Source organism: Cupriavidus sp. FW305-46, assembly GCF_058787075.1.
This window is the reverse complement of record NZ_JBYSZI010000109.1, coordinates 1-12,054: the sequence shown is the minus strand read 5'-3', so window position 1 is coordinate 12,054 and position 12,054 is coordinate 1. Positions and strand designations below refer to the sequence as shown.

Below are 12,054 nucleotides of genomic sequence, written 5' to 3'. Positions count from 1 at the left end.
GGCAGATGCTGGGGGACGGCCAGGCGGGCTGACGGTTTGCTCCCCTCTCCCGCAAGCGGGAGAGGGGAGCCTGCGGTTGGCATGCAACGGACAGCGGCTTACTCAAGGGCCTTTTTTCCTCCCTCCTCCACGGGCGCGCCACCCGGCGCGCCCTCCCAACTGACTACCAGCGCATCTGCGCGTTCTTGCCGCCGGTGCTGACCGTCGCGGTCTTGGTCCGGCCCTGGTAAGTCGCCCGCACGCTGTACGTGCCAGACGGCGCCTTCAGCAGGCAGCGCGGACCGTCGGCGACAAAGCTGGCGACTTCCTTGCCGCCGCGCATCAGCTTGACGTCAACGTCGGACAGGTACTCGCCGCGCGCGCCCTGCGTGAACAGCAGGCTCATGTTGTACTTGCGCGCTTCCGATTGCAGCGCGACCTGCTCGTCTTCGGCGACACCGCCGCAGATATAGGCGACCGAGCCGGCCGTACGCTGCACCATCGCATCACGCGGCGGCGGCGGGGGCGGCGTGGTCAGCGGCGGACGTGGCTGCGCGGGCGCTGCCATCGGCGGTGGCGCCGGTGCGGCCGGCGGCGGGACGGTGGGCGCGGGTGCCGGGGACGCCGTCGGCGGCGGTGCTGCCGTGGCAGGCGCCGCTATGCCCGGTGCGGGCTGTGTGGCAGGGGGCATGGTTTCTGCCGGCGGCGCGGCCGGCATCGTGACACCCGGGGTCGGCGCCATGGTGCTGCCCGGGGCAGCGGGCGCCGGGGCAGCGGGTGCCGGTGTGGCAGGCGCAGGGTTGGCGTCCACCACCGGCGCCTGCGCATGGCTGGCCGCCGGCACCAGGGCCAGCAGCGCGACCACGCCGGCGCTGAGCGCGATCACCAGGCGCTTGACGCGCGAGCGCCGTGCCAGGCGCGCTTCGACAAGTTCCAGCGAACGGGTAGGGGCAAACGGGGGCAGTTGCGGCATCGTGGCCTCCTTGGGCGAGCTTCGGAATCAGATGCCCCGGAGGACCCCGTGGGATCACTCCGGGTGTCTCCTTTCCATCCTAGGGCCCACGGATGGGCAACACTGCCGGGCTTGGTCCTACATCCGCGTCAGCCGACGGCGCATTGTGGCCCACAAGCGGCGTGCGAGGGACTTTGCATGTGCCGCAAGCAAAACCGGCCCTTTTCCGCGTGGAAAAGGGCCGGCGCTCGCTTGTGCTGCTTGCAGCTGGCTACTTCCGGCTCACCAGCCGCTTGGGCACCGACAGCGTCAGCGCCGCGCCCACCACCAGGCAGGCGGCCAGCAGGTACATGCCCGAATCGGTGCTGTGGGTCAGGTCCTTGAGCCAGCCCACCGCATAGGGGCTGAGGAAGCCCGCAAGGTTGCCCAGCGAGTTGATCAGCGCGATGCCCGCGGCCGCGCCAGTGCCGGCCAGGAAGGAAGTCGGCAGGCTCCAGAACAGCGGCAGCGTGGTCAGGATGCCGATGGTGGCCAGCGTCAGCGCCACCATTGCCAGCGTGGTGTCGCTATGCCATTGCACCGACAGCAGCAGGCCCAGCGAACCGGCCAGCGCGGGCAGCGCGATATGCCAGCGGCGCTCGCCGCTGCGGTCTGCGCTGTAGGCCACCAGCACCATGCCGACCACTGCGCAGCCATAGGGAATGGCGGTCAGCAGGCCGATATCGAGCGCGCCCTTGACGCCGGTCTGCTTGATGATGGTCGGCAGCCAGAAGCTGACGCCGTACAGGCCCATCACGAAGCAGAAGTAGATCGCGCTCATCAGCCAGACGCGCGGGCTGGACATCACGGTGCGGATCGGCGGGTCTTCCTTGTGCGCATCCTCGCTGGCGATATTGCGCTCCAGCAGCGCCTTCTCTTCCGGCGACAGCCACTTGGCGTGGGCGATGCGGTCGTCCAGGTAGGCCAGCACCCACAGCCCCACCAGGATCGACGGAATGCCCTCGAGCAGGAACATCCACTGCCAGCCGGACCAGCCGTTGTGGCCGTGGAAGGACTGCATGATCCAGCCCGACAGCGGCCCGCCGATCACGCCTGCCAGCGCGACCGCAGTCATGAAGTAGGTGGTGGTGCGCCCGCGCCGGTTGGCCGGGTACCAGTAGGTCAGGTACAGGATGATGCCGGGGAAGAAGCCGGCCTCGGCAATGCCCAGCAGGAAGCGCAGCACGTAGAACATGGTCGGCGTGGTGACGAACATCATCGCCGCCGAGATCGCGCCCCAGGTGATCATGATGCGCGCGATCCAGATGCGCGCGCCCACCTTGTGCAGGATCACGTTGCTGGGCACTTCGAACAGGAAGTAGCCGATAAAGAAGATGCCGGCGCCCAAGCCATAGATGGTCTCGCTGAACTGGAGGTCGTTGAGCATCTGCAGCTTGGCAAAGCCCACGTTGACGCGGTCCAGGTAGGCCACCACGTAGCACAGCAAGAGGAAGGGCACCAGGCGCCAGCTGACCTTGCGGTAGGTGGCGTCTTCAAAGGCGGCGTCGCTGATGCCGGGGTTTACTGCGGTTGTTGTCATGCTGTCTCCTGAGGATATGGCGCTTCTGTGTGACGCGTTTACAGCTACGACTAAAGGGGAAGGCAGGTGGCCGGCACCGGCTCAGACGCAGCGGCCGCCGTCCACTTCGATGCAGGTGCCGGTGATAAAGGCAGCCTCGTCCGAGGCCAGGTACAGGCAGGCGTTGGCCACGTCCTGCGGGGTCGACATGCGGCCCATCGGGATGGTGGCAAGGAATCTGGCGCGGTTCTCGGGCGTATCGGGCATGCCCATGAATTCTTCGAGCAGGGCGGTGGCGCCGATCACCGGGTTGACGCAGTTGACGCGAATGTTGTCCTTGCCGAGTTCCGCGGCCATGGCCTTGCTGGCGGTGATCACCGCGCCCTTGCTGCCGTTGTACCAGACCAGGCCCGGGCGCGGCCGGATGCCGGCGGTGGAGGCGATATTGACGAACACGCCGCCGCCGCGCTGGCGGAAATGCGGGATAAAGGTACGCGCCGACCAGTAGATGCTCTTGACGTTGACGGCGTAGACGCGGTCGAACTCCTCCTCGGTGACTTCGAGGATGGGCTTGTTGCGATGGGTCGTGCCGGCGTTGTTGACCACGATATGGACGTCGCCGAAGGTGGCCAGCGCGGCTTCGCGCATGGCCTCGGTGCCGGCTTCGCGCGAAACGTCGGCGCGCACCGCGCGGGCCCGGCCGCCGGCGTCGCGGATCGCGGCGGCGACGCGTTCGGCGGCTTCCTCGCGCAGGTCGGCGACCACCACGTTGGCGCCTTCGCGCGCAAAGGTGTGGGCAATGCCTTCGCCGAACCCGGAACCGCCGCCGGTGACGATCGCTACCTTGTTGGCCAGTCTCATGGCTTGTCTCCTGGTGTTGTGGTTATGTTCTGGTGATCCGTGCTGCGGGGTACTCAATGCCTAGTGCGAGAACGGCCCCCGCCCGCGCAGGGCATTGGCAACCATCATCAGTGCCAGCAGGAAGGGCAGTGCCACATACAGGCACCAGTGCACGCGGTCGCCGACGACGTCGCCCCACTTGCGCTTGAAGACCTGCAGCCGCGGCATGCCGGAAGGATTGGTGGCGCGCTTGTTCCGGACATGCCATGCCATCCAGAAAAAGAAGATGGCAAAGGCGACGGACAGGAAATTGATGTTACCCATGTTGGATGGCGATGGTTTTCAGGGTGGTGAATCCGTACAGGGCCTCGAAGCCCTTCTCGCGGCCGTAGCCGGACTGGCCGGTGCCGCCGAATGGCAGTTCAACGCCGCCGCCGGCACCGTAGTTGTTGATAAAGACCTGGCCCGCGCGCAGCTTGTGCGCCAGGCGCAGCTGGCGCCCGCCGTCTCGGGTCCAGACGCCGGCCACGAGCCCGTAGGGCGTGCCGTTGGCCAGTGCGATGGCCTCGGCCTCGGTGTCGAACGGCATCGCCGCCAGCAGCGGGCCGAACACTTCTTCCTGCGCCAGCCGGTGTGCGGGTGGCACGTCGCGGAACAGCATCGGCACCTGGTAGTAGCCGGCCTCGGGCGCCTCGGCCACGATCTGGCCTTGCGCCATCACGGCCACGCCGGCGTGCTGCGCATCCGAGACAAAGTCCCACACGCGCTGCTGCTGCTTGCGGCTGATCAGCGGCCCGCATTCCAGGTCGAGCTCGGACGGGCCCACGCGCAGCGACTCGAACACCGACGCCAGCCGGTCGAGCAGCGCGTCATAGACCGGCCGCTCCACCAGCAGGCGGCTGCCGGCCGAGCAGGTCTGGCCGGCATTCTGCACGATGCCGTTGACCACTACCGGCACCAGCGTATCCAGGTCGGCATCGGCAAAGACGATCTGCGGCGACTTGCCGCCCAGTTCCAGCGTGACCGGCACGTGGTTCTCGGCGGCCAGCTGGGCCACCTGCTTGCCGGTCTGGGGCGAGCCGGTGAACGAGATATGGTTGATGCCCGGGTGGCGCGCCAGCGCGGCGCCGGCTTCATGGCCGTAGCCGGTGATGATATTGAGCGCGCCTTCGGGCAGGCCGGCCTCGGCGGCGATCTCGGCCACGCGCAGCAGCGACAGGCAGGCGTCCTCGGCCGGCTTGACCACGCAGGCGTTGCCGGTGGCCAGCGCCGCGCCCACGCTGCGCCCGAAGATCTGCAGCGGGTAGTTCCACGGGATGATGTGGCCGGTCACGCCATGCGGCTCGCGCACGGTCAGCACGGTGTAGCCGGGGTTGTAGGGGATGGTCTGGCCGTGCAGCTTATCGACCGCGCCGGCGTAGAACTCGAAATAGCGGGCCACGGCGCGGGCATCGGCGCGCGCCTGGCGCAGCGGCTTGCCGGTGTCGCGGGCCTCGAGCGCGGCCAGTTCGTCCTCGTGCGCGATTAGCGCCACGGCGACGCGGTTGAGCAGGCGCACCCGCTCGGCCGGCGCCATCTGGCCCCAGGCGCCTTCGGCGGCCTGGCGCGCCGCATGGACGGCGACGTTGATATCGGTGGCGTTGCCGCGTGCGATCTCGGCGAACGGCTCGCCGTTGGACGGATCGAAGACCTTGATGCGCAGGCCGTTGTCGGGCGCGATCAGGCGGTTGGCGACGAAGTGCTGGGCGTGCATGGGTGGCTCCGGGGCGGCATGGGGGCAGCACGGGGGCTGCGCTATTCAGTGACGGCTGAAGAATGCGCCATTATCGCCGACAGCGGCCAGCGTGCAATGCGCCATGCCTGGCCCGCGTGTCAGCCTGCGGTCAGGCATGAGCCGCTATAATGCCCGCCATCCAACAACACACCGCAGGCATCTGGAGAACCGCATGAGCTTCAATCTCGTGTCCCCGGGCAAGGACATCCCCAACGATTTCAACGTCATCATCGAGATCTCGGCCCAGAGCGATCCGGTGAAGTACGAGGCAGACAAGGAAACCGGCCTGCTGTTCGTCGACCGCTTTATCGGCACTGGCATGCGCTATCCGGCCAACTATGGCTACATCCCGCAGACGCTGTCGGGCGACGGCGACCCGGTGGACGTGCTGGTGTTGTCGCCGTTCCCGATCCTCGCCGGTGCCGTGGTGCGCTGCCGTGCACTCGGCATGCTGAAGATGACCGATGAGGCAGGCGTGGATGCCAAGCTGGTGGCTGTTCCGGTGGACAAGCTGTCGCCGGCCACGGCCTACATGAAGGGCCTGTCGGACGTGCCGCAGAACCAGCTGGACCAGATCAAGCACTTCTTTGAGCACTACAAGGCACTGGAAGCCGGCAAGTGGGTCAAGGTCGAAGGCTGGGCTGGCATCGAGGAAGCCCACAAGGAAATCACCGACGGCGTGGCCAACTACAAGAAGTAAGCTGAACCGCCGCTGAAGAAGCCCCGCTCCGGCGGGGTTTTTTGTTGCCGCGCGCTTGATGCACGGCAGCATCCGGGCAAGCGCCTTGCGCTACGCTATGCGGGTGCTGACAAGAGGAGTCCTCATGAATCCCATCACCGAAATCCAGGCATTGCCGCAGGCCTTGTCGCCGCTGCGTCGCTATGACCGGCTGGCGGTGTGCTTCCACTGGGCGGTATTCCTGCTGGTGGCGCTGGCCTATGCCGCGATCGAACTGAAGGGCAGTTTTGCCAAGGGCACGCCGCCGCGCGCGCTGGCCATGACAGTCCATGAATGGGCGGGGGCGCTGGTGCTGCTGCTGGCGGTGCCGCGCCTGCTGTGGCGCCTGGTGCGCGGCGCGCCCGCGCCGGAGCCGGGCGCGCGCTGGATGCAGTTGGCCGGCGAGGCCATGCACTGGGTGCTTTACCTGTATATCCTGGCCCAGCCGCTGCTGGGGCTGCTGGCGATGAACGCTGGCGGCCACCTGCTGGCGTTGCCTTCGCTGGGGCTGGAAGTGCCGGCGCTGGTGGCGGCCGACCCGGCACTGAAGGACACAGTCAAGGAGGTCCACGAGACCCTGGGCACCGCCTTCTACCTGGTGATCGGCCTGCACGCGATGGCGTCGCTGTTCCACCACTACATGCTGGGCGACAACACGCTGCGGCGGATGTGGCGCTGAGCGCCGGCTTGCGTGTTCAGGCGCGGGCGAACGGGTTGCGTTCGCCCAGTTCGTCCAGGTAGGCGTCGATGCCCTGGCGCTCGCGCTCAAGGAAGCGCTCGACGGCATCGGCAAAGGCGGGATGCGCCAGCCAGTGGGCCGAGCGCGTGGCCACCGGCAGGAAGCCGCGCGCCATCTTGTGCTCGCCCTGAGCGCCGCCTTCGAAGGTGCGTATGCCTTGCTCGATGCAGAATTCCAGCGGCTGGTAGTACGCGGTTTCGAAGTGCAGGCAGGCGTAGTGCTCCAGCGCGCCCCAGTAGCGCCCGTAGAGCGTGCTGACTTCCGGCGTATCGTCATAGACCAGCAGCGAACTGGCGATGGGCTGGCCGTCGCGCTCGGCGATCACCAGCAGCAGGTGCTGCGGCATGGCGGCGCTGATGCGCCGGAAGAAATCCAGGTTCAGGTAGGGCGTGGAATGGTGCTCGCGGTAAGTCTGGCGATAGCACCGGTTGAAGAACTTCCACGCGTCATCGTCGATCTGCGCGCCACGCAGGCGCCGGAAGGTGATGCCGGCCTGCGCAACCTGGCGGCGCTCGGCGCGGATGTTCTTGCGCTTTTTCTGCGACAGCGTGGCGAGGAAGTCGTCGAAGCTGCCGTAGCCGCCGTTGGTCCAGTGGAACTGCACGCCATGCCGCATCAGCATGCCGGCCTGCTGCATCAGCGCGGCTTCGGTCTCGTCGGGAAACAGGATGTGCAGCGACGACATCTGGCTTTCGGCGGCCAGCGCCAGCGCCATCCGCAGCAGCAGGCGGCGCGCATGGGCGTCTTCGGCCAGCAGCCGCGCGCCGCGCACCGGCGTGAAGGGAATTGCCGCCAGCCATTTGGGGTAGTACTCGAGCCCGTTGCGGGCATAGGCGTCGGCCCAGGCCCAGTCGAAGACATATTCGCCATAGGAATGCGCCTTGGCGTAGAGCGGCATGGCCGCGGCCAGCCGTTCCGGGTGGCCGTTCTTGGCCGGCGCCCACAACGTCAGGTAGCGCGGGTTCCACCCGGTCTCGGCGCAGGCGCTGCCGCTGGTGTGCAGGGCGTGCAGGAAGGCATGCTTCAGGAACGGCGTGGCGTCGGCGTGGTGCGCCACCAGGGCGTCCCAGGCGGCGGCATCGATCTCGCCCAGGTCGGAAATGATTTCGGTACGGTACTCCTGCGCAGGGTCGCCTGCCGACTTGCGCTTGTGCTGTGCCGGCTGGCGCTGGTCCTTGCCCTCGCCGGGCACGCATGATTCAGACTGCATTGCACCAGTTCCCGTCTGTGGATCGATCGAGTCTACCGGAAACGATGCGCCGTTGCTGCGCCGCACGGCAGGCGCGGGGCGGGCGTCGTAAAATGGAGCATCCTCGTCACCAGTGCTTGCCGAGGCATCCCGGGATGCCTCAGGCGGCGGCATGGTCCGCATGGTTCGATAACCAAGGCCCGATATGAAGAACCCGTTTTTCAACCTGTATTCCCACGGCTTTGCGCGTGTCGCGGTGGGCGTGCCCGTCTGCCGGGTGGCCGACCCGGCCTTCAACGCCGCCAAGACCATTGCCCTGGCGGCGCAGGCGGCGCAGCAGGGCGCCGTGCTGGTGGCGTTCCCGGAGCTGGGCATCTCCGCCTACACCTGCGACGACCTGTTCCACCAGCGCGCGCTGCTGGACGCCTGCGAGGCGGCGCTGGCCACCATCGTCGAGGCCTCGCGCAAGCTGCCGGCGGCGCTGATCGTCGGCATGCCGCTGCGGGTCGAGCACCAGTTGTTCAACTGCGCCGTGGTGGTGGCGCGTGGGCATGTCCAGGGCGTGGTGCCCAAGTCCTACCTGCCGAACTACTGGGAGTTCTACGAGGCGCGCCAGTTCAGCGCCGCCGACAACGCCGCGGTCGAGACGATCCGGCTGCTGGGCCAGGACGTGCCGTTCGGCGCCGGGCTGCTGTTCGATGTCGAAGACATCCCCGACTTCCGCTTCCACGCAGAAATCTGCGAAGACGTCTGGGTGCCGATCCCGCCGTCGTCGTTCGCGGCGCTGGCCGGGGCCACGGTGCTGGTCAACCTGTCGGCCTCGAATATCGTGGTCGGCAAGGCCGGCTACCGGCACCAGCTGGTCTCGCAGCAGTCGGCGCGATGCCTGGCGGCCTACCTGTACACCTCGGCCGGCAAGGGCGAGTCCTCCACCGACCTGGCCTGGGACGGCCAGGCGCTGATCTGCGAGAACGGCGAGCTGCTGGCCGAATCCGAGCGCTTTGCCGATACCTCGCACCTGCTCTGCGCCGATATCGACGTCGAACGGCTGTCGCGCGAGCGCATGCACCAGGTCACCTTCGGCCACTCGGTGCGCCGGCACAAGGCAGAAGTGGACAAGTTCCGCGTGGTGCGCTTCCCGCTCGATTTGACGCTGGAGAAGTCGCTGCCGCTGGCGCGCAGCGTGGCGCGCTTCCCGTACGTGCCGGCCGATCCGCGCCAGCGCGACGAACGCTGCATGGAGGTCTACAACATCCAGGTGCAGGCGCTGGTGCAGCGCCTGTCGGCCAGCAAGATCAGCAAGGTGGTGATCGGCGTGTCCGGCGGGCTGGATTCCACCCATGCGCTGCTGGTCTGCGCCAAGGCGATGGACCGCCTGGGCCTGCCGCGCGCCAATATCCTGGCCTACACCATGCCGGGTTTTGCCACCAGCGACCGCACCCTGCTGCAGGCGCGCCAGCTGATGCAGGTGGTGGGCTGCACCGCGACCGAGATCGATATCCGCCCGTCGTGCCTGGCCATGCTGAAGGACCTGGGCCACCCGTACGCCGCCGGCGAGAAGGTCTACGACGTGACCTTCGAGAACGTGCAAGCCGGCGAGCGCACCAACCACCTGTTCCGTCTGGCCAATTTCCACCACGCCATCGTGATCGGCACCGGCGACCTGAGCGAACTGGCGCTGGGCTGGTGCACCTATGGCGTGGGCGACCATATGTCGCACTACAACGTCAACGCCAGCGTGCCCAAGACGCTGATCTCGCACCTGGTGCGCTGGGTGGCCGAGAGCGGGCAGGTGGGCGAGGGCGGTTCCGACGTGCTGCTGGACGTGCTCGACACCGACATCAGCCCCGAGCTGGTCCCGGGCGACAGCAACCACGGCCCCGAGCAGAAGACCGAGAGCACCATCGGCCCGTATGAGCTGCAGGACTTCAACCTCTACCACACGCTGCGCTTCGGCTTCACGCCGTCCAAGATCGCCTTCCTGGCGCTGCATGCCTGGGGTGACCGCGAGCGCGGCGTCTGGCCCAATGGCCCGCATGTGGTGCGCAACCAGTACGGGCTGCCGGAGATCAAGCGCAACCTGGCGATCTTCCTGGACCGCTTCTTCCGCACCAGCCAGTTCAAGCGCTCATGCATCCCGAACGCGCCCAAGGTGGGCTCGGGCGGATCGCTGTCGCCGCGCGGTGACTGGCGCGCGCCGAGCGATTCAGAGTCGGTGGTGTGGCTGGCGGACCTGGAGAAGGTGCCGGATTGAGCGCAGCGCCGGTAGCCCCGCCTCTTGGGTGGCGGCTTGTGCACAGCTTCTCCAGTGGCTGTCCACAGGTTTATCCACAGGGCCGGGGCGTGCCCGGATGCGCGCTAGCCAACGCTGCGGCCGCGCCGGCTGTGGGGCAGGCGGAATTGCAAGCGGCCAAGGGCTGGTAAAATGCCACCCGGAGAGCGCCGCGACCGCGGCGATGCGCCGCCAGGCGCGTGAACAAACGATAAACAGGGGCCAGTCATGAAGCAGATTACCGCCATCATCAAACCGTTCAAGCTCGACGAGGTGCGTGAAGCCCTGGCCGACGTCGGCGTGACCGGGCTGACGGTGACCGAAGTGAAGGGATTTGGCCGCCAGAAAGGGCATACCGAGCTCTACCGTGGCGCGGAGTACGTAGTCGACTTCCTGCCCAAGATCAAGATCGAAGTGGTGGTGGCCGAGAATCAGCTGGACACCGTGCTGGACGCCATCGTCAAGGCCGCCCACACCGGCAAGATCGGCGACGGCAAGATCTTCGTCACCGAGATCGAGCGCGTGATCCGCATCCGCACCGGCGAGCAGGACGAAGCCGCGGTCTGAGCCTCGGGCCAGGATAGCGAAACGCCGCCTTGCAGGGCGGCGTTTTCATTGGTGCGTGCGGTTCAGCTGGGCAGCTTCCACCCGTAGCGCACCGACACCAGCCGCATGGCGATGATCGCCACCGCCCCGGTCAGCAGCGCCGCTTCCTGCTGCACCGCCAGCCAGGTCATGCCGACATAGATCCAGCAGCCGACAAAGGAGCAGGTGGCGTAGGGCGAGCGGTCGCGCAGGATCATCGGCACCTCATTGCACAGCACGTCGCGCACCACGCCGCCGAACACGGCCGAGATGATGCCCATCATCACCGCCACGGTGGGCGTCATCTGCGCCACCAGCGCCAGCGAAGCGCCGGTCACCGAGAACAGCCCCAGCCCGATCGCGTCGGCCACGATCATGGCCCGGTCCGAGGCCACGCGGCTGACCACGCGCAGCACGAACGAGGCGCCGAACGACATCACGAAGATCAGCAGCACGTAGCCTTCGTGGTCGACCCAGTAGAACGGGCGCCGGTCCAGCAGCACGTCGCGCACGGTGCCGCCGCCAAAGGCGGTGGCAAAGGCCACCACGAAGGTGCCGACCACGTCCAGGCGCTGCTTGCGTGCGTCGACCACGCCCGAGACCGCGAAGGCGAGCACGCCGATCACCTCCATGATGTGGAGGATCAGGGGCAGCCGCCCCATCAGCAATTCAAGCGGAACGTGCATCCGTGGCGATGCGTCAGGTGCGCGGCTGGCGCAGCAGCACCATCAGCGCGCCGGCGCCGCCTTCGGCCTCGCGCGCCTGCACGAAGGCGAGCACTTCCTCCTTCTGCACCAGCCAGCTGCGCACCTTGCCCTTGAGCACCGGCAGCTTGTCGGGCGAGCCCAGGCCCTTGCCGTGGATCACGCGCACGCAGCGCACGCCGTTGCGCACCGAGCGGCGCAGGAACTCGGCCAGCGCCTCGCGCGCCTCGTCGCTGCGCAGGCCGTGCAGGTCGACCTTGTCCTGCGGCACCCATTCGCCGCGGCGCAGCTTGCGGATCACGTCCATGCCGATGCCGGGCCGTCGGAACGACAGGGTCTCGTCGGTTTCCAGCAGGCTTTCCACGTCGAAATCATCGGACAGCGAGGCCGCCAGCACGGCTTCGTCGTTGCGGCGCGACTGCACCGGCACCGGGGCGGGCTTGCTGGCGGGCACGGGGGCGCGGTTGCGGTCGCGCAGCTGGCTGACCTGGCCCACGCTGGTGCGGAAGACGTCGGCCTCTTCACGGGCGCGCCGGGCGGCCTGCTCGGCGGCCACGCGCTCGGCTTCGCGGCGCTCGGTATCGGCCTTGAGGGTGTCGCGCAGCCTGGCAAGGTCGTTCAGGCCGAAACGTTGGGGCGGTCGGTCGGGTTTGCGGGCGCCGTGCGTCATTGAAAAATCTCCGGGGGCTCGGCGCAGATTATATCGACTGGCGGGGCGGCAGGAGATGCCGCAGGGGGACGCGC

The 12,054-nt window shown here is 67.7% G+C and carries 12 protein-coding genes; 4 read left to right on the top strand and 8 right to left on the bottom strand.

The features are described 5' to 3' along the window. Window positions 1-163: 163 nt before the first annotated feature. The 5 genes from AC3WON_RS30260 to AC3WON_RS30240 form a co-directional block, all read right to left on the bottom strand. Window positions 164-547, bottom strand: a complete 384-nt coding sequence (locus AC3WON_RS30260) for a hypothetical protein (protein ID WP_492353387.1) — start codon at window positions 545-547, stop codon at window positions 164-166. Window positions 548-1,202: 655 nt separating this feature from the next. Then, entirely contained in the window at window positions 1,203-2,510 is a 1,308-nt protein-coding gene (locus AC3WON_RS30255; protein ID WP_492317498.1) for an MFS transporter, read from the bottom strand. Window positions 2,511-2,591: 81 nt separating this feature from the next. Continuing rightward, window positions 2,592-3,350, bottom strand: a complete 759-nt coding sequence (locus tag AC3WON_RS30250) for an SDR family oxidoreductase (protein ID WP_492317497.1) — start codon at window positions 3,348-3,350, stop codon at window positions 2,592-2,594. Between the two features lie 60 nt (window positions 3,351-3,410). Then, on the bottom strand, window positions 3,411-3,653 hold the full coding sequence (locus tag AC3WON_RS30245; RefSeq protein ID WP_010813008.1) for a hypothetical protein: 243 nt from the start codon (window positions 3,651-3,653) through the stop codon (window positions 3,411-3,413). Beyond that, window positions 3,646-5,082 (bottom strand): aldehyde dehydrogenase family protein, encoded by a 1,437-nt coding sequence (locus AC3WON_RS30240; RefSeq protein WP_492317496.1) that lies wholly within the window; start codon window positions 5,080-5,082, stop codon window positions 3,646-3,648. Before AC3WON_RS30240 ends, AC3WON_RS30245 begins: the two co-directional genes overlap by 8 nt. Window positions 5,083-5,275: 193 nt before the next feature. On the opposite strand from AC3WON_RS30240, the gene ppa reads away from it, so the two are divergent. Beyond that, complete coding sequence (gene ppa / locus AC3WON_RS30235) at window positions 5,276-5,803, top strand: inorganic diphosphatase (RefSeq protein ID WP_035822416.1); 528 nt, start codon at window positions 5,276-5,278, stop codon at window positions 5,801-5,803. A 124-nt stretch (window positions 5,804-5,927) separates the two neighbouring features. Further along, window positions 5,928-6,500, top strand: a complete 573-nt coding sequence (locus AC3WON_RS30230; RefSeq protein WP_492317495.1) for a cytochrome b — start codon at window positions 5,928-5,930, stop codon at window positions 6,498-6,500. A 16-nt stretch (window positions 6,501-6,516) separates the two neighbouring features. On the opposite strand, the gene AC3WON_RS30225 is transcribed toward AC3WON_RS30230, so the two are convergent. After that, window positions 6,517-7,770 (bottom strand): GNAT family N-acetyltransferase, encoded by a 1,254-nt coding sequence (locus AC3WON_RS30225; protein ID WP_492353386.1) that lies wholly within the window; start codon window positions 7,768-7,770, stop codon window positions 6,517-6,519. Between the two features lie 184 nt (window positions 7,771-7,954). Between AC3WON_RS30225 and AC3WON_RS30220 the strand changes: the two genes are divergently transcribed. Both AC3WON_RS30220 and glnK read left to right on the top strand, forming a co-directional pair. Further along, complete coding sequence (locus AC3WON_RS30220; RefSeq protein ID WP_492353385.1) at window positions 7,955-10,003, top strand: NAD(+) synthase; 2,049 nt, start codon at window positions 7,955-7,957, stop codon at window positions 10,001-10,003. Between the two features lie 246 nt (window positions 10,004-10,249). Beyond that, the gene (gene glnK / locus AC3WON_RS30215) at window positions 10,250-10,588 is read left to right on the top strand and encodes a P-II family nitrogen regulator (RefSeq protein WP_006162803.1); all 339 of its coding nucleotides are present in this window, start codon (window positions 10,250-10,252) and stop codon (window positions 10,586-10,588) included. Window positions 10,589-10,650: 62 nt separating this feature from the next. Here the strand turns inward: glnK and AC3WON_RS30210 are convergent, their stop codons facing one another. Together AC3WON_RS30210 and AC3WON_RS30205 are read right to left on the bottom strand one after the other, a co-directional pair. Then, window positions 10,651-11,292, bottom strand: a complete 642-nt coding sequence (locus tag AC3WON_RS30210) for a trimeric intracellular cation channel family protein (RefSeq protein WP_011614676.1) — start codon at window positions 11,290-11,292, stop codon at window positions 10,651-10,653. Between the two features lie 13 nt (window positions 11,293-11,305). Further along, window positions 11,306-11,980 carry a Smr/MutS family protein gene (locus AC3WON_RS30205; RefSeq protein WP_492317492.1) on the bottom strand — a complete coding sequence of 225 codons (675 nt, stop codon included), beginning with the start codon at window positions 11,978-11,980 and terminating at the stop codon, window positions 11,306-11,308. Between the last annotated feature and the right edge of the window lie 74 nt (window positions 11,981-12,054).